This is a genomic window from Paenibacillus sp. HGH0039, from assembly GCF_000411255.1.
GTDB lineage: Bacteria > Bacillota > Bacilli > Paenibacillales > NBRC-103111 > Paenibacillus_F.
Genome location: NZ_KE150412.1, coordinates 2422952 through 2443958 on the forward strand (window position 1 = coordinate 2422952; position 21007 = coordinate 2443958).

Here is a 21007-nt window from a genome sequence, read left to right on the forward strand (position 1 = left end):
AATAGGCTCGGATTGATATACGGGCTTCTTCTGCATGATTAGAAGCGGCGGCCTTTACCGGACAGCAGAATCAAAATAACTTCGCTACAAGACCCAACCCTCGCCTGCCCGCAAAACTATTTAAAATTCACGTTGATCACAACGCTTTTTCTTTCCTCTTCCTCTTCGTCCTCGTATTCTTCCTGCTGATCGGCGATTTGCTCGACACGCGCGCGGTAAGCCTGGACATCGGTAGTCATCGCTTCCGCATCCCGTTTGATTCGGTCAAGCTGGATGGGAGGACTGCTCATCCGGCGGTCGATCATTTCTTTCCGGTCATGAATCTTGTATTTCAAATCGCCGAGATCGCGGGAGTGCAGCGCTTCTTCCAAACCTTCCGACGAAATAAACGACACCGTCTCCTGAAAATCCATCCAGCAGGCATGCACGCTCTCCCTCAGACCGTTCAGTTCCTTATTGGCCGCTTCATACACCTGAAGACGGGCATGTTTCTTTTCGGCCAGCTCGTACTGCTCCATCAGAGCGATGAGTTTTTTGCCGCCTTCGTTAAAACGCCCTTCCGCCAGCAGATTTTCCACCTCGGGAAGCTTTTGAGTAATTTCGCGGAACAAGACCGTAAATTGATCGAATTCACTGCGCATAAACGACCAGACGGATTCCGCAAAATACGCTTTTACCCGCTTCTGCTCCTCCTTGAAAGCCGATTCGGGGAAATCCAGCTCCCGTATGCCGCTTTTCAGAAGCCGCAGCGTCTTGGTCAGGCTTTCCCGCAGTTCCGCCAGTTCTCCCGCCGCGGCGATCGAATGCTTGATTAACCCCGTCACATCCGAGGAAATACGCTCGGCTTCCCGGATCCGGCCTGCGTTAAGCGCCTCCAGCATCGCGACCGAGAGCGCCTCCGCACGATCCAGACTCGCAAAGGAGGTCAAATCCGAGGAGTCCAGCCCGTGCTCGCGTATGGAGCGGTTCACGTCATCCCGAGCGCTGACGATCTGTCCTTTGAATTTCTGCTGCCGGTTATGCAGCTCAGGCAGCTCCGCAAGCAGCCGTTCGATTTCGGTGAGCTGCTCTCGTTCCGGCGCAAGATGCTCCTGCACGTCAATAAAATCGCTCATCTGCTCCCGGTCGATGATCCCGATCCGCTTTTGCAGACTGAGCAGTTCCTCTTCCAGATCATCCACCCGGTAGGCGGCCGAACGGTCCTTTGCCCGAGCCAGAAGGGACTCGATTTTCGCCTGAAGCTCCGAGACGACTTTGTCGTTCTGTTTTTCCAGCTCGCAGAGCCTGTCTATGCTCCCTTTCAGACTGCCGTATACCCCTTGATACTGCCTCAACAGCACCCGGCATTCTCCCATCGTTTCTTCCAGCGTTTTGACATTGCCGATAAAAGAAATCTTGATGCCCGAGATCATCCCCGTCATCTCATCCAGAATGGAAGAAACATCTTTCAATTCGGCTTCTACGGGGCGGATGCGTTTTTCGGCCGAAGGCCCTTTGTACAAATCGGCCAGCAGCCCGAGGCGCTCGCTGTCCCGATACAGATCCGTGGAATAAGCCTGCGCTTCCCGGAGCAGCTTTTCCTTCCTCTTCCACTGCCGGAAAACACGAATCGATTGATAGATAACGAAAAGGATACCCGCAAAAATCCCGAGTTCCTTGAGCCCTATGTGATTCACGTTCTCATCCTTTTCGTGTGACGCCAGATTCATACCGTCCGCCCGGAAAGGCGCGGCCGAAGTCATCCCTTCCGCTTCCCTTATGGTGCCTGATTGTACGGTATAACCGTGAACGGCCGAAGTCCGGGAAGACTCTGCCGCAGCTTCCGGGGTCATAAACGATGTATAGGCCATTCCGGTCAGAAGGGAGAACGCAAGCAGATTGCGTATCCATATATTTTTCATGATAAACCTCCGCAAATGTGGGATGGACCCTCTGTACCTGAAAATTCCGTCTGACTCTCCCCAAGACTGCGTTTCAAAAAAAGTTGGACAGGCATAAGTAAACCGGTTCATTTCCAGATCAGGGCCCGAATGTGAGAAAAAGGCTCATTTTGTCATCTCTCTTCATTAAACCATAGGATACAAGCACAATTGCAGTAAAAAAATTCCATAACACGAAACCTTTTTATAAAAAAATCCACCCCTAACCAACCTGAATTTAAGACATTAGCCCCTTCTTTCAGCAACAAAAAAAGAGATCACCGCTTTCGCGCAGTGATCTCCTTTTCACGTGCTTCGTCTTTACGAATTCAAAACGAACGGACCGTCAACCGGCCGATCTGGCCGCTCTCCTGTGCAAACCAGACGGCTCCGTCAGGCCCGACGACAAGCCCGTGCGGCTCCGCCTTCTCTCTGGGGATCGCATATTCCGATAGTTCACCGGCTGTATTGATCCTGCCGATCTTGTTGCCTCCCCATTCCGTAAACCACAGATCCCCCTGCGTGCCTGCGGTAATCGCATGAGGCCTTGCCCCCGGCTCCGGAAGAGGGTATTCGGTGATCCCGCCCGTTGTCGAGATCCGCCCGATCCGGTTGCCGTTAATCTCGGCAAACCATAAGGCGCCGTCCGGGCCTGCCGTGATACCCACCGGGCCTGCCTGTTCACTCGGGAGCCGGTATCCCGTTATCTCCCCAGCAGAAGTAATGCGTCCAATCCGGTTGCCCTGATTTTCCGTGAACCACATCGCTCCGTCCGAACCTCGCGCGATAAAGGAAGGAAAAGCTCCCGGCAGGGGCAGACCGTATTCCGTAATCGTCCCGTCCTCCGTGATCCGGCCGATTTTATTTCCCGTCATTTCCGTGAACCAGACGGCTCCATCCGGTCCCTCGGCAAGGCCGAACGGCCCGGAATCCGCCGTGGGCAGCGAAAATTCCGTGATCTCTCCCGTTAAGCGGATTCGCCCGATTATACCGGCTTTATATCCGCTGAACCATAAGGCGCCGTCCGCTGCCGATAGGATCACGGAGAGACCGGCATCTTCGGCGGTTACCGGATATTCCGTTATCGTTCCGTCCGGCGCAATGCGGCCGATCCGGTTGCCTTTCTGCTCGGTGAACCAGATGGCCCCGTCCTTGCCGGCCGTCAAACCGTACGGACCTGAATCCTTATCCGGAAGCGCAAATTCCTCAAACGTATAAGACATAGGGGGAACCTCCTATATAGGCGTGATAGGCGTGGCTTTTGCGTAAGGTGTTTAGGCGCTTCTCCTCCACTATACCGTTCCCCCGGGGACAAGGTCAGCTAAAAAACAAATTCAATTGTTTTTTCAGAATTCTGCACGAAATGTATCGCGTTATCGCGTATGGCTCCCGGCCCGGGGTGCTTGGCGTCGACGGGTTTAAACGAAAAAAAAAACGGAATCATGCTCTAAAGAGCCCATTCCGTCTTTTCGCGACTGCCTTGCAGCTTTAAGCTTCCGCTTTTCGTGGCGCTGCGCTTGCCGGAGTTCTGCCGAACCGGTAGAAATAAATACCGGCCGCCGCGAGAACGAGGACAGCAAGCCCCAAGTAAATGTTGCTGTACACGGAAGCTCCCTGGTACAGATTGAAGGGATTCCACGTCACCGTCGCCCCGTTGTCCAGGAGCTTGCTGTAAATAGCCGACGAAGACGCGATTCCGATAAAATTCATCATGGCCATAAGCCCCATCCCCACGCCGACCTGGTCTCTGGCCAGAGACCGCGAAATGGTGTTGGACAGCGCAATCTGCATGAACGTCATGCCTACGTTGCCGAAGATGAGCAGAGCCGACACGAGCGCGGGAAGAGCACCGGACAAGGAGGACAGCAGAACAAAGCTGATAAACAGCAGAAAGGACGCAAGATACACGAGAAAGGAGTTGCCCTTCTCATCCGCCAGCCTGCCTCCTCTGAGACCCATCATTGCGGATGCGGCCGCTCCCGGCACCATCATAAAGCCGATCAGGCCCGGCTCTATATGATTCACGTGAGACATGAGCTGGGGAATCAGGAACGACAGGGAAAAACCGATGCCCACGATCAGCAGAGAGACGATCAGGCCTGTTACGTAATGTTTGTTCATAAACAGCCGGGGCTGGATAAAAGGCTCCTCCGCCTTCATAATGCGGAGAATGAAAAGTCCAAGCAGCACGATTCCGCTGATTACGGTGATCCAGCCGCCGTTCGTAATGCTGAGCAGCAGCAGGCTGACGGTTCCCGCCAGAAAAGCGCCGCCCCACGCGTCGATTTTGCCCGCCGTCCCGCGCTTATCGTCCAGCAATTTGCGGTAGAAGGGCAGCGTCACCAGCGTGAGCAGAGACAGGCAGAACAGCCAGCGCCAGTCCGCTACGCTCATAATCAGGCCTGAGAGAACCGGTCCGAGCGCGTTGCCGAGCGCCATCCCGATAGCCGAGATGCCCAGGGCTCTGCCGCGGGTCTCCGGCGGAAAAAACCGGATCGGGATAATCATCGCGGCCGCAGGGATTACCGAGGAACCCACGGCCTGAAATCCCCTTGCCAGGATAACCATCCAGTAAGCAGTGGCCGACAGGCCGATGACGGAACCGAGCGCAAAAACGATCAGGCCGAACGTAATCAGCCGTTTCAACGGATATTTATCCGCGAGCTTGCCGTAAATGACCGACCCGATGGCGTAAACCAGCATGTAGATGGAAGCCACCCAGCTGACCTGGGCCGAATTCAGATGAAATTCCGCGCTGATCTGCGGCAGCACGATGTTGAAAATCGAGGCGTTCATGACCGAAATGACCAGAGTGAACGCCAGAACCCGCATAATTTTATCGCCGGTTGTTTTCTGTACAGCGGTTGACACGGCTTTCGCCTCCCCAGTATGTAAATGATATCCGAATACTTCGGTTAATCTCGCTAATAATTAAAGCTTTGTATGTTTGTGCCCACTAACATATCGGGTGAAAAAAACTAGGGAGTCAGCGCCCTGACGAACATCTTTACGCTTTCCCGGATAAAATCGTCGAGCGCAACATCGGCGAACGTCCCCTCTCCCCAACCTTCCCGGTTATTCATAAACGCGCCGTAATTCATCCACATGAACGAGACCGCCTGGAGATCGGGATTGGTCGAGACCATTTTTCCCCGCTCCGCCATCTTCACGAAATAGTCCGTCAAAAACTCTCTTAAATGGCGGGGATGCTTCTGCGTCTTTTCCCGGAAACCGGGCAGGCTTCCCGATTCTCTCAGGCTGATTTGGATCATTTTGCGGTTGCGGTTCATGATTTCGTGGTAGGTCCGGCTGATCAGGAGAAGATCGGTTTCCAGCTCCCATACCAGCTTTTCCGTAAAAAGTTTCTGCATCTCCCCGGCGTAATGAAACCGGTCGAAGGCGGATTCGAGCAAATTCTGCTTGCTTCCGAAGTGCCGGAACAGCGTCATTTCGCTCAGTCCCGCAGCAGCGGCGATTTCTTTGGTGGTGACGCATTTATAGCCTCTATCCGCTATGAGATCGATAGCCGCCAGCAGCAGTTTGTCGGAGCTGCTTGAGGATGAGCTGCCGCTCATGCCTTCCCCTCCTTCTGTATCTGTATGTTTCTTCCCGTTAAGGAGAACAAATGATTCGTTATGTTTGTTAGTACTCACTATCATTTCGTTCATTTTATTCCCCATTCCAATTGTTGTCAACCGCGAAATGAGAAACGTCCTTTCCATGTTTTCCAACGCGCGCAAAACCGAGACGCATGTTGCGGCGCAGCCCGGCGATCGAGCGAACCTGTGACCGTCCGCCCCGATACATTCGCGCAGCGCACAAAAAAACCGCCGCATCCCTTATGATGCGGCGGTTTCTTCGGTCTGCGGCCGGACGGGCTGATTTTATCAGCCGCAAAGCTGTACGGTTCGCGGCTTCGCCCAAGCTCTATTCCGTCACGATATCGTGAATGAGGACAGGAGATTCGGCATGGTCCGAGATACGGATGTTGTCGTAAATCATAGCGATCACATCGTCCACGTTTTCACGGTTGGCATGGATCGTTACGAGCGATTCGCCCGCTTTAACATTCTCGCCGATCTTCTTGTTCAGCATAAGGCCGACGGCCAGATCGATCTCCGATTCCTTCGTGGCGCGTCCCGCTCCGAGCAGCATAGCCGCCGTACCGATTTCATCGGCGACGATTTCGGCTACGACACCGTCCTCGCGTGCCGGCACTTCGATCAGGAACTTCGCTTTAGGCAGCTTCTCGGGATCGTCCACGACCGACGCGTCCCCGCCTTGGTTGGCGATGAACTCCTTGAACTTCTCCAGCGCCTTGCCGTTGCGGATTACTTCTTTGAGCTTCTCTTCGGCTTCTTCCAGGGAAGAAGCTTTGTTTGCCAAGAAGACCATTTGTCTTCCCAGGGCGAGGCAGAGATCTTCCAAATCCTTCGGCCCTTGGCCGCGAAGCGTATCGATAGCTTCCCGCACTTCCAGCGCGTTACCGATGGCGGCGCCGAGCGGCTGGCTCATATCGGAAATAACGGCCATCGTCTTGCGGCCTACGTTGTTTCCGATGCTGACCATGGCATGCGCCAGTTCTTTCGCGTCCTCGGGAGTTTTCATAAACGCGCCTGCGCCCGTTTTGACATCGAGTACGATAGCGTCCGAGCCTGCGGCGATTTTCTTGCTCATGATGGAACTGGCAATGAGCGCGATGGAATCTACGGTCGCCGTCACGTCGCGAAGAGCGTACAGCTTCTTGTCGGCAGGCGTCAAGTTGCCGGTCTGCCCGATCACGGCGATTTTGTGTTCGTTCACCAGGCTCACGAACTCGTCCTTGGAGATCTCCACGTGGAAGCCTTCGATAGCTTCCAGCTTGTCGATCGTACCGCCGGTGTGGCCCAGACCGCGTCCGGACATTTTCGCAACGGGAATATCCAAAGCCGCTACGAGCGGAGCCAGCACCAGGGTCGTCGTGTCGCCCACTCCGCCCGTGGAGTGCTTGTCTACCTTGATGCCTTCGATCGCGGACAGGTCAATTGTTTCGCCGGAGTTGACGATTGCCATCGTCAGATCGGCCCGCTCGCGCGCCGTCATGTCCTTGAAGTAGATCGCCATCGCCAGTGCGCTGACCTGATAGTCCGGAATATCCCCTTTCGTGTAACCTTCGATAATAAAGTTGATTTCTTCCGTCGTCAGTTCCTTGCCGTCACGCTTCTTCGCAATCAAATCGACCATTCTCATCGTCTTTTCTCCTCGCTTTACCAGTAAGTACTCTTAACTAATTCCTGTTCACGGGGGTGCCAGATCTAAACCTGTGTCCCGTTTATCCGTCATTCGTCTGTCTTAATGTCTTCTCTGTCTTGGATTGCCGTGTTTCTGTCCTGAAAACCGAGTCGTATTTAAATCCCCCGGCGTCAGTATCGTCCTACAGCGAAATCGCCGTATCCAAAGCCACTTCCATCATCTCGTTGAAGGTCGTCTGCCGTTCTTCCGACGACGTTTCCTCGCCAGTCAGAAGGTGGTCGCTCACGGTCAGAATCGTCAGAGCGTTCGCGCCGAATTTGGCTGCCAGCGTGTAAAGGGCGGTCGTCTCCATCTCAACGCCGAGCACGCCGTAATCCATCAGCTTCTGTACGACCGTCTTGTCGTCGCGGTAGAAGATGTCGGAGCTGAAAATGTTGCCGACATGAAGCTTAAGCCCCTTCTCCACGCCGCGCTCGTAAGCGGCCTTAAGCAGCGGGAAGCTCGCGATCGGGGAGTAGTCGAAGCCGCCGAACACATGGCGGTTCGCGCTCGAATCCGTGCAGGACGCCTGGGCCAGGATCACATCGCGGACCCGGACATGCTCCTGCATGGCTCCGCACGTGCCGACGCGGAACAGGTTTTTGACGCCGTACTGGCTGACCAGCTCGTTAACGTAAATACTGATCGACGGGATCCCCATGCCCGATCCCTGCACCGAAACCCGCTTGCCCTGATACGTGCCCGTGAAGCCCAGCATGCCGCGGACTTCGTTGTAGCAGATTACGTCGGACAAGTAAGTTTCCGCGATATACTTCGCTCTCAGCGGGTCGCCCGGCAGCAGGATCGTTTCGGCGATGTCGCCCGGTTTTGCACCAATATGAACGCTCATGAACGTATACCTCCGTTATAAATAAGGATAGAAGGGACGGTTTATCGTCCCGGTTTATTTCAAGTCCGCCAGGAAGCTTTTGCCGTGGGCGGGCAGCGTGACGCCGAAGTTGTCCGCTACGGTAGCGCCGATATCGGCAAACGTGCGGCGCAGCGGCAGCTCTTTGCCGCCATCCGCAAAACGCGGCGAGTAAACGAGCAGCGGCACGTATTCGCGCGTATGGTCCGTTCCGCGGTAGGTCGGATCGTTGCCGTGGTCGGCCGTAACGATCAGCAGATCCTCGTCCGTCAATTTGGCGAACACTTCCGGCAGGCGGGCGTCGTATTCCTCCAGCGCCTGTCCGTATCCTTGCGGATCACGCCGGTGGCCGAAGAGAGCGTCGAAATCGACGAGGTTCAAGAAGCTGAGTCCGGTGAAGGACTCGCCAAGCGTGTCCACCAGCTTGTCCATGCCGTCCATGTTGGAAACGGTCCGGACCGCTTTCGTAACGCCTTCGCCATCGTAGATGTCGGAGATTTTGCCGAGCGCGATCACGTCGAAGCCTTTGTCTTTCAGCTCGTTCATCGTAGTGCGTCCGAAAGGCTTCAAGGCGTAATCGTGACGGTTGGCCGTCCGTTTGAAGCTGCCGGCTTCGCCGACGAACGGGCGAGCGATGATGCGGCCCAGCATATACGGATCTTCCAGCGTAATTTCGCGGCAGAACTCGCAAATTTCGTAAAGCTCCTTCAGCGGCACCACGTCTTCGTGGGCGGCAATCTGCAGCACGGAGTCCGCGGACGTGTAAATGATAAGCGCTCCGGTTTTCACGTGCTCCTCACCGAGCTCGTCGATGATTTCGGTGCCGCTGGCCGGCTTGTTGCCGATTACCTTGCGGCCGGTTTTCTCTTCGATGCGCCCGATCAGCTCATCCGGGAAACCGTCCGGGAACACGCGGAAAGGCGTTTCGATGTTCAGGCCCATGATCTCCCAGTGCCCGGTCATCGTATCTTTCCCGTTCGACGCTTCCTGCATCTTCGTATAGTAAGCCAGCGGCTTGTCCGCCGCAGGCACGCCTTCGATCGGACGGATATTGGAGAGGCCCAGCTTAGCCATGTTCGGCATGTTGAGGCCGCCCCTCTCCCGGGCGATATGTCCCAGGGTATCGACATCGAAGTCGTCGAATTTAGCGGCGTCCGGCGCTTCGCCGATACCGACCGAGTCCAGTACAATCAGGTGAATCCGTTTAAACGTAGTCATGTTTCTCGCTTCCTTTCCTATTCAGCTTACAGGAACAGCCCCGCAATCGTAGCCGACAGGACGCTGACCAATGTAGCTCCATACAGTAATTTTAAACCAAAACGGGCCACAACGTTGCCCTGCTTTTCGTGAAGCCCTTTAACCGCACCGGCGATGATCCCGATGGAAGAGAAGTTCGCGAAGGAAACGAGGAACACCGATACGATTCCGACGGTCCGCGGGGACATGGTCGTATGTTTGGCAAGGTCGAGCATGGCGACGAACTCGTTGGATACCATCTTGGTTGCCATAATGCTTCCGGCTTCGACCGCTTCGGCCCAAGGTACGCCCATTATAAACGCGAACGGAGCGAAAATATACCCGAGCAGGGACTGGAACGAAATGCCGAAAATGCCGTTGAAGACACCGTTGATCAAGGCGATCAGGGCTACGAAACCGATCAGCATGGCCGCCACGATAATGGCGACTTTAAAACCGTCGAGAATATATTCTCCCAGCATTTCGAAGAAAGACTGCTTTTCTTCTTCCTGCACTTCAAGAATATCTTCTTCCTTCGTAACCACGTAAGGGTTAAGAATCGACGAGATAATAAATCCGCCGAACAGGTTCAGCACCAGCGCCGTTACGACAAACTTCGGCTCGATCATCTGCATGTAAGCTCCGACGATGGACATCGAAACCGTGGACATGGCCGAAGCGCAAAGCGTGTACAGGCGGTGTTTCGGCAGCAGGCCGATTTGCTTCTTCACCGAAATGAATACTTCCGATTGACCCAGTATAGCAGATGCCACGGCATTATAAGATTCAAGCTTACCCATGCCGTTGACCTTGCTGAGCACCAGACCGATGTATTTGACGATAAACGGCAAAATTTTAGTATACTGCAAAATCCCGATCAATGCGGAAATGAATACGATAGGAAGCAGCACGTTCAGGAAGAACGGAGACGTCTTGTCGTTCGCTATGCCGCCGAACACAAAATTGATCCCTTCAGACGCATAAGCGAGAAGCGATTCGAATACACTCGCGAAACCGCGGATCAGAAATTCGCCCGCGCTTGTATTCAGAAGGGCGAAAGCCAGGACCACCTGCAGGGCGATCATGACGAACAGCGGACGGTACCGGATTTTGTGACGATTGTTGCTGGCGGCGTAAGTAAGCCCGAACACGACAAGCACGCCCAGAATAGCAACTAAATATTTCATGTTAGTGGTTCCCCCAATGGTTGCTCAGCATTAGCAGATTTGATTGCAGGTACAGCTCTCTGAACCTGAAAAACTATTAAGCGCTTACATTCAGTTTGCAAAAAGAAGTTTCATATTGATTTTTACTTTTTTTCCATGTCATCGGCTTGAAAAGCTCCCGGGAGCAGCCGGTCGATCGTCCATTCTTCGGTATTGCCGTGAAGATTGGTCAAGTAAATCTTCGTATTCCGGTCGCTGAATTCGGCGATAACCTGTCTGCAGGCGCCGCATGGCGATACCGGTCCTTCCGTGTCCGCTACGATGGCGATAGCTTCGAGCTTGTGCCCGCCTTCGCCTTCCGAAACGGCTTTAAAAATAGCTGTTCGCTCCGCGCAGTTGGTTAAACCGTAGGATGCATTCTCAACGTTGCATCCCCGGTAAACCTTCCCGCCCGTGAGCACGGCCGCTCCGACCTGGAAGCCCGAATAAGGCACATAGGCCTGCTTGCGGGCTTCGATTGCTTCTTGTATCAGCTGGTCTTTCATGGATCCGTCCTCCTCAAAGGTCAGGGTTTAGTAGGAAGAAGTGGACTGGCCGCCTTCCATGATTTTAACGCCCGAGCTAGCTCCGATGCGGGTTGCCCCGGCTTCGATCATGCCGTTCATGTCCTCGAGGCTGCGTACGCCGCCCGATGCTTTGACGCCTACGTCGGGACCGACGGTTTTGCGCATCAGCGCTACATCCGCAGGTGTCGCTCCGCCGGTCGAGAACCCGGTGGACGTCTTCACGAAGTCCGCTCCCGCTTTAACAGCCAGCTCGCTTGCGCGTACTTTTTCTTCGTCCGTAAGAAGACTCGTTTCGATGATGACTTTCACCAGTGCCTTGCCCGCGGCCGCGTCGACAACGGCTTTAATGTCGCTTTCCACCAGCGTATCGTCCCCTGCTTTGAGGGCGCCGATGTTGATAACCATGTCGACTTCCCCGGCACCGTTTGCGATCGCATCCTTCGTTTCAAACGCTTTCACGGCAGACGTCGTGGCGCCCAGAGGGAATCCGATGACCGTGCAAACTTTCACGGGCGATCCCGAGAGCTGTTCGGCCGCATAGGCAACCCAGGTCGGATTTACACAGACGGACGCGAATTCGTACTTTTTCGCCTCTTCCGTCAGCTTGGTGATTTCAGCCTTTGTCGCGTCTGCGCGAAGCAGCGTGTGATCGATCATTCCGGCTATGCTCATGTGTTTACACTCCTTGATTATGAGTTATCATGCCCTTTAAAAAGACAATGTGTTTAGAATTTCATGCCTTCATGATAGCACACGAATGAACATATGTAAAACACATCATAAAATTATGTTCATGTCATTTTTGTGTCTTTAGGCTTCTTACGCTCTTTTTCCGGGCATAAAAAAGAGCCCCTTACAGTCTTCTTCACCAAGAAGGCCGTAAACGACTCTAGTATGCTTCTTTTCGGTACGTTTTACTAAGGATGTCTGAAATTTCAGGTCTGATCGTTCTTTATGTAAGTTTTGACTTCCGGAGCCTTGTAGGAAGCAAACTGTTCAAGCAGCTTGGCCGGGTCTTCGTTCACCAGCACCATCGAGCGGTACTTGTCCTGCATAAACTGCTCCTGATTCATCCGGTCGAAGAGGGCGACGAGGGGATCGTAATAATGATTGAGATTGACAAGCCCGAACGGCTTCCGGTGAAGACCGAGCTGCCCCCACGTGTAAATTTCCACAAACTCCTCCAGCGTACCCGGTCCTCCCGGAAGAGCCATAAATCCGTCCGCAAGCTCCGCCATCTTCGCTTTACGCTCATGCATGGACTCGACGACGATCAGTTCGGTCAGGCCGTGATGGGAAATTTCCCGGTTCTCGAGCATTTTCGGGATAACCCCGATAACCTCGCCTCCGGCTTCCAGAACCGCATCGGCCACAGCTCCCATCAGTCCGACACTGGCGCCTCCGTATACGAGTGTGAGGCCCCGCTCCGCAAGCTCGCGTCCAAGCCTTGCGGCCCCTTCCCTGTAGACTTCAGATGCTCCGTTGCTTGATCCGCAGAAAACCGCTATGCGTTTCATTGTCTGATCTCCTCCATCCTTTTTGTACAAAATCTTCCTTCATTATAGTGGAAAGCGGGGCCGAGGAAAACCGGACGGCACGGCCGATCAAGGTCTATATCCTTCTTTTGCTTCCAGATTCTCGCACATTCAAGGTCTTAGCGAATTTTTGCTGTCCTATTTCACTCCTATTATCAAGCACCGGACGGAAGTTTATAATGTTAAGAGAAGGAGGTGCGATTAACGGATGAACGAGGACGCTATTTTCAAATCCGTCTACGAGACGATTTTAAGCAGAGATACCCGTCACGACGGGCAGTATTATGTGGGCATTACGTCTACGGGCATTTTTTGCAGGCCATCCTGCCGGTCCCGGACTCCCAAGCCCGAAAATGTGCGGGTGTACGATAGCATCGAAGGAGCTCTGGCAGCCGGGTTCCGCCCCTGTAAAAGGTGCAAGCCCGAGAATCCGAGTCCCCACGGACCCGATGCGGAGCTGGCGGAAACCGTATTGGGCCTGATCCGCACCCGCTACGGCGAAAATCTGACGCTGCACGGGCTTGCCTCCGAGCTGAACATGAGCCCTTATCATCTGCAGCGTACGTTCAAACGGACGACCGGGATCAGTCCCTCGCGCCAGCTTCTTCTTACCCGCATGGAGGAGGCGAAGCGGCGGCTGTCCCGGAGTGAACAGGCCATCGGCGAAATCGCCGCGGCAGTCGGGTTCCGCAGCGCTTCGCATTTCTCTGCCGCCTTTCAGAAAGCTGCCGGCTGTACGCCGAATGAATATAGGGAACAGAATGCCCGGAACTCCTGAGTGAGAACCGATACCAAAGTAAAGCCAATTCAATTCAAACCGAGACAAACAGGAGGCAACTAAAATGAACACTCTTTCGGCGACAACCGAAATTTATTGGGCGGCCCTGGTGCATCCCCTTTTCCGGAACAAACCTTTATATATAGCCGCCACAGACCGGGGATTGTGCCGCATTACGTGGCCGACCGAGAGTCTGGACACCCTGAAAAGCTGGGCCGCCAGGCAGATTCCCGGGGCCGTGCTGATTGAAGACGAAGAACGGATGGCCGGCTATCTCCTTCAACTAAAAGAGTATCTCGAAGGGACCCGGCAGCAATTCGACGTTCCGCTCGACATGCGGGGCACGGCTTTTCAGACTTCCGTCTGGAAAGCTCTTGCCGAAATTCCGTTCGGCGAAACGCGCAGCTACTCCGACATTGCGGCCAGCGTGGGCAGTCCCGCAGCCGTAAGAGCGGTCGGTACGGCCAACGGCGCCAATCCCGTTCCCATCATCGTGCCCTGCCACCGCGTCATCGGCAAAAATGCGACGCTCACCGGTTTCAGAGGAGGCCTTCAGGTCAAAGAAGAGCTGCTCAGACTGGAGGGATTCCATGACTATACGGCAAAAGGACACGCCCGTTTTCAGTTTTGACGAACAGACGGGAATCGCGCAGATCGAAACTCCGGCGGCGTTCAGTTATCCGGAAACGCTTCTGTACCTGACGCGCTCTCCCCTTGAGTGCCTTCACAGCGTGGAGAACCGCCGCATTTACAAGCTGCTGGAAGCGGGAAAAGAACTGCTTCCGGTCGAAATCAGCGAGCCGGGTCCCGGTCGGCTCCAGCTCTTGTTTTTGCAGGGTCCGCCCGCAGATCCGAACGCCGTCCGAGAAGCGGTGGCCTACACGGCGGAATGGATGGACCTCGCCAGAGACATGACGCCCTTCTATGCGGTCGCACAGTCCGATCCGCTGCTCGGTCCGTTAGCTTCCGGGTATTACGGGCTCCGCATCATCGGCGTGCCGCATTTGTTCGAAGCCCTCTGCTGGGCGATCGCGGGGCAGCAGATTAATTTAACGTTCGCTTATACGCTCAAGCGCAGGCTTGTAGAAAACTACGGCAAAAAGCTGGTCTGGGAAGGCCGCACCTACTGGCTGTTCCCGAAACCGGGGGACCTGGCGGGCGTGACCGTGGAAGAGTTGCGGCAGCTCCAGTTCACCGGCAAGAAAGCCGAATACATCCTCCATGTGGCGGGTCTAATGGACAGCGGCACGCTGTCGAAGGAAGCTCTTCTCGCTTCCGGTTCCTATGAGGCCGCCGAGCGCACCCTGCTCGCCATACGCGGCATCGGTCCGTGGACCGCGCATTACGTGCTGATGCGCTGCCTGCGGAATCCGGCCGCTTTCCCTATCGGGGACGCGGGGCTTCACAACGCCCTGAAACAGCTGCTGCGCCGCACGCAAAAGCCGGCTCTCGAAGAGATCCGGCAGCTTTTCGCTCCCTGGCGGGGCTGGGAGGCTTATGCGGTGTTTTATTTGTGGAGAAGCCTCCTGCCGGAGGGTTCTCTTGCTATTCAAACACCAGATCTTCCAGACGCAGCAAGGTAACTTCATCCGGAAAATTGTCCGAAGTCGAGCAAACGGACAATTTGTAAGGCCCGTCCAGCTCATACTGCTTGAAAACATGGGTCGGCTGCGGCTCCAGCTCGAACACGCCGCTTTCCCTCTTGCGGATGGCAAAAGAGTCCAGCGGAATCGACAAGCCTTTGCCGACCGCTTTGATGTAGCTTTCCTTCAGCGTCCACAGATCGAAGAAATAATCCAGCCGCTCCTCCGGAGGGAGGCTGAAGAGGTCGGCTTTTTCCGCGGCAGAAAAAAAGCGTTCGGCAATATCCAGATCCACCTGCTGGATCTGCTCCACGTCAATGCCGACTTCTTCTTCGGAAACGGCCGCCGCGACCCAGCAGCCCGAATGCGTCACGTTGTAATGGACGCCGGTACGGGGCGCGGTCACATACGGCTTGCCGTAGGCATTCGTCCCGAAGCGCAGCTCCGGGTTAGCGGCGGCCAATTTCCGGCAAAGGCACCACCTCGCGAGGGCATCCGCTGCAACCGCCCTCACGCGGTCCTCCATCCGGTGGAACCTTTGGGCCTTGGCCCGCTTCTCCTCCGACAGATGAACCATCAGCCGGTCCGCATGTTGTATAATCTCTTCTTCGTCGAAACGTATGTTTATCGCATAAATGTCCATCTTATATCCCCAATAATCGAAGTTGTCGGCTTAACCGAGGCAGGCAGAGCCTGCTTTCAAGGGAGTCTGCCCTTTCTTCCTTATTGTACCAAAAGTAAGAGCTTGTGTGGGACCTTCCCCCTATCCTCGCCGTCCCTTTTATACGGCGCGGTTAAAAACACCGCCGGACACAAAGCCCGGTATGTATGACGAAGCGGCAAGACTGAGATCACCCGATGCACGGCAGCGCCCTCTCTGCCTGAAGGACCTTGACGGGCCCGGATGCTTATTCGCATGCCAAAAAAGCCTCGCGGTACCAAGTATCGTCTGGCTTTTGTTGAGCGCCTCCACTATCGAAGCGGCATTTCCCGGAGCGTAATCCTGCTGTTACTAAAAATGACAGTTCTTCTTGAAATCATTAGTCAGAATGGATGAAAGGCGTTGAGGAGTTGAACTTAAACGAACTAAGAATGAGCATTTGTTCTTTGAAAATAAAATCTTAGACTGCCGTTGTTGTTATTCAACTAACGAACCCGTTAGCTTAACATCTTTAGATAGCAAGCCGCATACATTAAACTCTTTACAGATAATCCAAACTATTAAAAATCAAAATCAGCCCAACGATACACATGATCCACGAAATAGCCGATCCTGAATGCTTTGAAATCTTGATTTGAAGCTTTTCCAATGGTCTTTGCATCACACGTCCCAATAATAAATGCAAGGAAAACACAATTAATGGCGGAAGGACCATTATAAAATTATAACCGGCTAAAATCGGGAGCCACTGAAAAACGGCTAAATTGGAGGTTGTCATAAGACCAATCGCAGCAAAATACGGTAATGCTGTACCCACCTCAATCAATGATGTCGAAAACCCGAGTGCAATCATGGATGTCTTACTTTTGGACTTCGACCTTGGCAAATCCGATTTTTTACTCTCTGGGTAGTAAAAGCTGGCTATAAACAGAATTCCCCCAATGATCAGCGTAACCCAACTCACAATCCGATTTTGAAAGATGGAGGAGAACGCAGCTAGTAACATATCCATGCCTAACATGAAAGCAACACCTACAAAAAAATAAAATGCCGCTACTGTAACCAAGTAGATCATTAAGCGTGTACTTAATCGCTCCTTTTCAGTTAACAGCAAATATACCGTCACCCCTAATGTTGTAGGACTCAGCGTATCTAATAAGGCTAATCCCCCTACCGAAACAAGGAGTTCCAGACTCATGATTCTCCTCCTTGCTCGAAGGAAGAGTCCTGTAGGCAAGAAATGTGAATGTCATATGCTCGTTCCATAAAATCAAGAACTTCCTTATCTATAGGATAAAGTCCGAGTTTTTCAGATTGCTTTGGGGATTTCCTCAAATCCCATAATTTATTTATAAATTCGTTTTCGTCTTTGAATTCTTCCATTTGTTTTTCCAACATACGGCGTATTATGTTTTGCACTCTTGATGAAGCAGGATCATCTTTCGTATATCGTTTTATCTGACCCAACAAAGCAATCCACTCCAGAGAATCAGGGTCTTCTCCCTTCATTTTGGGGAGCTTTGTCCACAGCTTAATTTCCTTATCGTTAAACACGTTCTCCTTAAAGGTTATCAATCTTTTTTTATTTTGACTCGATAACTGAATAAGTTTCTGTACCGCAAGCCATTCATCCCCTCCTTCGACTGCAATCCCATTTATCAATTCCCTCACAGACGACTCTATTTCTCTTAATCTTTCCTGTTCTTCAAGGATATAAGCTAACTGGCTTTTCAAACTGTTCGGCCAATTCCAATTGGAGTCAGATAATATATCTTTAATAAATTGCAACTTGTAACCCATTCCTTTGAAAAATTGGATATATTGAAGCTTCTTCATCTCCTCTTCAGAATATAGACGATGTCCCCCTTCTGTTTTGGATGAAGCTGTCAATAATCCGATCTGATCATAGTACCGAAGTGTTCTGACCGTGATTTTAGTCTGTTTCGCTACTTCTTTGATATGAATCAAGCTGACACCTCCAACGATGAACAATTCTAGTTTTCTTTATCTTTATATACAGCATATTTGATTAGATACCCCAACCCTAATCCGACTAATACTCCAGGAAATGCTTGATCCAACATAAGTCCAATCCCTGCTCCTATAATGACACATGCATAAATAATGATATCTCCTTGTTTCATTTTTACACATCCCTTTTGTATAAATCTCTTTTCCCCTGACTTAATGAACATAACTCAAGAGGAGCCTCATCATTTGCTTGATTATACAAGATGACGCAACGTCACTTTCAAGTTTTTTATCAGTAGAATATTTCACAGGAGATTAACAAAAGAAGCCTGCTTTCCATCTTTCTAATGGAACCAGGCTTCTGATCTTCTTGATTCATCTGTTAGATGTCGTTGGATGCGGGATGAGCGGCGATACGGTTCAACGTAATTGATCTTAAACTAAGAGAACGTGAGTTATTGTGTCTATTAGTTGCTCAATATGGCATTTTGGATAGCCGAACATTGTCTAAGTCCCAAGAGATTGACAATTTGATCAACCAGTCTAATAAATGTGTCGTTCAAAATAAAAAGCCGATTGCTGAGGGGCAATCGACGCTTGAAGCGAGAAACTTTCCAGGTCACTCACCTTAATATCCTAGAATAGGTGCCCGACTCGGACTCCAGTGGATGGCCGCCCGTTTTGCGACGCCGATTATCGGGCTCCGGGAGCTGCCTCCCGTGCGGTTTCCCTGTTTAATGTACGAACACGGCGGAAGCCACGAAGTTCAGGACAAAGAGCGCGGCAATCGCGTACAGCAGAGGCGAGCATTTTCTCCACTGGCCGATGGCCGCCTTCGTCAGAGGATACGCGATGAAGCCGAAAGCGAGACCGTCCGCGATGCTGGACGTCAGCGGAATGCACACCACGATGAGAAACGCGGGCAAATATTCCGAGAAATCGTTGAATGGAATATCCTTCACGCTCATCATCATCAGCGCTCCGATAATCATGAGCACCGGCGCGACGGCGTTGCCGGGAATCAGCCCGATGACGGGCAGCGCCAGGGCGGAGAGCAAGAACAGGACCGCCGTTACGAGCGGAGGGACGCCTGTCCGGCCGCCTTCGGAAATGCCGGAGGTGCTTTCGGCCGAAGCGATGGTCGGACTGGTCCCGAAGAAGCCGGATACGATCGTGGACACCGCCACGACCCGGTAAGCCTTCGGGAACTTTTCCTTATCCGGCAGCATGCCGCTGAGCAGACCCATGTTCTCGAACAGGACGATCATCGTCATGGAAAAGACCGCGATCCAGAACGGAATCTGCATGACGCTGAAATCGGCGGCTCCCAGGACTTGCCCGTAAGCCTTCAGATCGACCGCTTTATCGGCCACATCTCCTGTTCCTGCGAGTCCGAGCGTCAGCAAGCTCGTAAACCCGATTCCGATGAGCAGGCTTCCTTTTATGTTGCGGACAAACAGCATGAACGTAACTGCCAATCCGATAAGCGTCGCCAGCGTGACCGGACTCGTAAAACTGCCGAGTGCCACGTAATTGACGGAATCAGGCTGAATGATTTGGCCTTTCTGAAGGCCGATAAACGTAAGCATGAGGCCGATTCCCGCGGTAATCCCGTGCTTCAGCGAAGCGGGTACCGCCGATAAAATTTTGCCGCCGAACGAAGAGACGCTCGCAAGCAGGAAAATGACACCCGACACGACGACAACGGCAAGCGCCTGCTGCCAGGAAAGTCCCAGCGACTGGACGATCGTGTAGGTAAAGAACGCGTTCAGCCCCATGCCGGGGATGACAATAATAGGCGCATTCGCCCATAGGGCCATCATCAGACAGCCGATAACGGTCGCCGCAATGGTGGCAAGCACTCCCGCGCTCAGCGGCATTCCCGTATCCTGCAGGATAAGGGGATTGACGAGCATAATGTACGCACTCGTAAAGAACGAGGTGAGACCTGCCATCAGCTCTCTTTTCCACGTCGTCCCGTGGGCTTCCAATTGAAAATACCGGTTAAGACCCCGAATCACTTCTATTCCTCCACTCTGCCCCGTCAGTCAACCGCAGTCCGCGCAGCGGATTTAGCGCAGCTTAGCCTGCAGACGGTTGGCCTCCGCCAAGATCTTTTCTTCGTCGATCGTCAGGCAGCTTCCGTCGCGCACAACGGCTGCTCCGCCGACATACACATCGCAGACGTCACGTCCGCTTGCGGCGTAGAGCAGATGCGAAAACGCCTGTTCCAGCGGCTGAAGATGCGGCTTGTCGGACGGATCGATGGTGATAAAATCCGCCTTCTTCCCCGGCTCCAGCGATCCCGTATGGCCCATGCCGATAACATCGGCTCCGACACGTGTAGCCAGCGCCAGCACCGTTTCGGCGGGAAGCTTGCTCGCGTCTTTGTAAATCCCTTTCTGCAGCAGGGCCGCTGTCCTCATCTCCTCGAACATATCGAGGTTGTTGTTGGACGCGGTGCTGTCCGTGGCGATGCCGACCTTGACTCCCGCTTCCAGAAGCGCGGCAACATCCGCCACTCCCGATCCCAGCTTCAAGTTGCTGATGGGATTATGAGCCACCCGTACATCATATTGATGAAGAATCGCTCTTTCTTCCTCATTAAGAACGACTCCGTGAGCCATCACAGTCGGCCGGTCGAACAGGCCCAGGCGTCGAAGGTGCTCCACGGGACGCACGCCGTAGCGGCTCTCGATGTCGCGGATCTCCAGATCCGTCTCCGACACGTGGATGTGCACCATCAGGCCGTTCTCGGCCGCGATCCGCGCGCTTTCCTCCAGCGCCGCCGGTGTGCACGCATACGGGCTGTGGGGCGCAACCATCGTCGTCAGACGTCCGTCAGCGAACGTGCGGAACCGTTTCGCGAACCGCTCTGCGCCGGCGATGTTGTCCCGCTGCTGCCGCTCCGTGCCCAGGCTGAAAATCGTATGCGAGAATGCGCCGCGGATGCCCGTATCGGCGATTTCCTGCATGATGCCGTCCAGGTCGATGCCGTTCGGATTGAACATATCCGAGAAAGTCGTCGTACCCGACTTCAGCATCTCCAGAATGCCGAGCCGGGTGCTCACAGACGCGATCTCCGGCGTAAACTTGGCTTCCATCGGCCAAATCTTCGTCTCCAGCCACGGCTTCAGCAGCATATCGTCGCCGATTCCCCGCAGGATGGTCATCACGATATGGGAGTGGACATTGACGAGGCCGGGCATAACCCATTTGCCGCCCAGATCGACGACCCGGTCCGCCGCGGCCAGCCGCTGTTCGGAATGATCGCCGATGTAATCGATCGTGTCGCCGCTGACGGCCATCAATCCGCTTTTGTACTGCCGGCTGCTTTCATCCATCGTAAAAAAGTGACCGTTCACATAGGCTGTATTCAAAACCATCTCTCCAGACTTGTCTAAGTTGTAGAAAAAGGTAAGGCATGAAACCCGCTGTCAGGGGCTAGTATTT

Annotated in this window: 21 protein-coding genes; 4 read left to right on the top strand and 17 right to left on the bottom strand. The window is 53.5% G+C overall.

From position 1 onward, the window contains the following. Positions 1-116: 116 nt before the first annotated feature. From HMPREF1207_RS10495 to HMPREF1207_RS10550, 11 genes are all read right to left on the bottom strand, one after another. Positions 117-1901: a hypothetical protein gene (locus HMPREF1207_RS10495; RefSeq protein ID WP_009673005.1), complete on the bottom strand. Its 1785-nt coding sequence runs from the start codon at positions 1899-1901 to the stop codon at positions 117-119. Positions 1902-2248: 347 nt separating this feature from the next. Next, positions 2249-3142 (bottom strand): Vgb family protein, encoded by an 894-nt coding sequence (locus tag HMPREF1207_RS10500; RefSeq protein WP_009673001.1) that lies wholly within the window; start codon positions 3140-3142, stop codon positions 2249-2251. A gap of 265 nt (positions 3143-3407) precedes the next feature. Continuing rightward, a complete protein-coding gene (locus HMPREF1207_RS10510) occupies positions 3408-4790 on the bottom strand; it encodes an MFS transporter (RefSeq protein ID WP_009672995.1) in 1383 nt (460 codons plus the stop codon). A 107-nt stretch (positions 4791-4897) separates the two neighbouring features. After that, positions 4898-5494 carry a TetR/AcrR family transcriptional regulator gene (locus tag HMPREF1207_RS10515; RefSeq protein ID WP_016423648.1) on the bottom strand — a complete coding sequence of 199 codons (597 nt, stop codon included), beginning with the start codon at positions 5492-5494 and terminating at the stop codon, positions 4898-4900. A 352-nt stretch (positions 5495-5846) separates the two neighbouring features. Then, positions 5847-7148: a pyrimidine-nucleoside phosphorylase gene (locus tag HMPREF1207_RS10520; RefSeq protein ID WP_009672991.1), complete on the bottom strand. Its 1302-nt coding sequence runs from the start codon at positions 7146-7148 to the stop codon at positions 5847-5849. A gap of 184 nt (positions 7149-7332) precedes the next feature. Then, on the bottom strand, positions 7333-8040 hold the full coding sequence (gene deoD, locus HMPREF1207_RS10525) for a purine-nucleoside phosphorylase (protein ID WP_009672988.1): 708 nt from the start codon (positions 8038-8040) through the stop codon (positions 7333-7335). A gap of 54 nt (positions 8041-8094) precedes the next feature. Next, positions 8095-9276 carry a phosphopentomutase gene (deoB, locus tag HMPREF1207_RS10530; RefSeq protein WP_016423649.1) on the bottom strand — a complete coding sequence of 394 codons (1182 nt, stop codon included), beginning with the start codon at positions 9274-9276 and terminating at the stop codon, positions 8095-8097. A gap of 26 nt (positions 9277-9302) precedes the next feature. Then, entirely contained in the window at positions 9303-10481 is a 1179-nt protein-coding gene (locus HMPREF1207_RS10535; RefSeq protein WP_009674811.1) for a NupC/NupG family nucleoside CNT transporter, read from the bottom strand. Positions 10482-10603: 122 nt separating this feature from the next. Continuing rightward, positions 10604-11005, bottom strand: coding sequence for a cytidine deaminase (locus HMPREF1207_RS10540; protein WP_009674813.1), 402 nt, complete (start codon positions 11003-11005; stop codon positions 10604-10606). A gap of 27 nt (positions 11006-11032) precedes the next feature. Beyond that, on the bottom strand, positions 11033-11698 hold the full coding sequence (gene deoC / locus HMPREF1207_RS10545) for a deoxyribose-phosphate aldolase (RefSeq protein WP_009674812.1): 666 nt from the start codon (positions 11696-11698) through the stop codon (positions 11033-11035). Between the two features lie 263 nt (positions 11699-11961). Further along, on the bottom strand, positions 11962-12543 hold the full coding sequence (locus HMPREF1207_RS10550) for a TIGR00730 family Rossman fold protein (protein ID WP_009674810.1): 582 nt from the start codon (positions 12541-12543) through the stop codon (positions 11962-11964). A gap of 226 nt (positions 12544-12769) precedes the next feature. Here HMPREF1207_RS10550 and HMPREF1207_RS10555 point away from each other — a divergent pair, with 226 nt between their 5' ends. From HMPREF1207_RS10555 to HMPREF1207_RS10565, 3 genes are all read left to right on the top strand, one after another. Further along, on the top strand, positions 12770-13339 hold the full coding sequence (locus HMPREF1207_RS10555; protein ID WP_009674815.1) for a bifunctional transcriptional activator/DNA repair enzyme AdaA: 570 nt from the start codon (positions 12770-12772) through the stop codon (positions 13337-13339). Positions 13340-13403: 64 nt separating this feature from the next. Continuing rightward, entirely contained in the window at positions 13404-13970 is a 567-nt protein-coding gene (locus HMPREF1207_RS10560; RefSeq protein ID WP_016423650.1) for a methylated-DNA--[protein]-cysteine S-methyltransferase, read from the top strand. Beyond that, positions 13930-14922 (top strand): DNA-3-methyladenine glycosylase family protein, encoded by a 993-nt coding sequence (locus HMPREF1207_RS10565; protein ID WP_009671401.1) that lies wholly within the window; start codon positions 13930-13932, stop codon positions 14920-14922. The genes HMPREF1207_RS10560 and HMPREF1207_RS10565 overlap by 41 nt, the downstream gene beginning before the upstream one ends. Here HMPREF1207_RS10565 and HMPREF1207_RS10570 read toward each other — a convergent pair. The 4 genes from HMPREF1207_RS10570 to HMPREF1207_RS29790 form a co-directional block, all read right to left on the bottom strand. Next, positions 14885-15565: a 4'-phosphopantetheinyl transferase family protein gene (locus tag HMPREF1207_RS10570; protein ID WP_016423651.1), complete on the bottom strand. Its 681-nt coding sequence runs from the start codon at positions 15563-15565 to the stop codon at positions 14885-14887. The two genes, HMPREF1207_RS10565 and HMPREF1207_RS10570, sit on opposite strands and share 38 nt — an antisense overlap. A 559-nt stretch (positions 15566-16124) precedes the next feature. Continuing rightward, positions 16125-16781 (bottom strand): GAP family protein, encoded by a 657-nt coding sequence (locus tag HMPREF1207_RS10575; RefSeq protein ID WP_016423652.1) that lies wholly within the window; start codon positions 16779-16781, stop codon positions 16125-16127. Continuing rightward, positions 16778-17551, bottom strand: coding sequence for a MerR family transcriptional regulator (locus HMPREF1207_RS10580; protein ID WP_009671424.1), 774 nt, complete (start codon positions 17549-17551; stop codon positions 16778-16780). The genes HMPREF1207_RS10575 and HMPREF1207_RS10580 overlap by 4 nt, the downstream gene beginning before the upstream one ends. A 26-nt stretch (positions 17552-17577) precedes the next feature. Then, positions 17578-17727: a hypothetical protein gene (locus HMPREF1207_RS29790; RefSeq protein ID WP_009671400.1), complete on the bottom strand. Its 150-nt coding sequence runs from the start codon at positions 17725-17727 to the stop codon at positions 17578-17580. Between the two features lie 285 nt (positions 17728-18012). Here HMPREF1207_RS29790 and HMPREF1207_RS30760 point away from each other — a divergent pair, with 285 nt between their 5' ends. After that, entirely contained in the window at positions 18013-18186 is a 174-nt protein-coding gene (locus HMPREF1207_RS30760) for an aspartyl-phosphate phosphatase Spo0E family protein (RefSeq protein WP_196809658.1), read from the top strand. A 102-nt stretch (positions 18187-18288) separates the two neighbouring features. Here the strand turns inward: HMPREF1207_RS30760 and HMPREF1207_RS10590 are convergent, their stop codons facing one another. Further along, on the bottom strand, positions 18289-19509 hold the full coding sequence (locus HMPREF1207_RS10590; RefSeq protein WP_442950132.1) for an NCS2 family permease: 1221 nt from the start codon (positions 19507-19509) through the stop codon (positions 18289-18291). 117 nt (positions 19510-19626) lie between these two features. Continuing rightward, positions 19627-20940 (bottom strand): amidohydrolase family protein, encoded by a 1314-nt coding sequence (locus HMPREF1207_RS10595; protein WP_170318592.1) that lies wholly within the window; start codon positions 20938-20940, stop codon positions 19627-19629. Positions 20941-21007 lie beyond the last annotated feature (67 nt).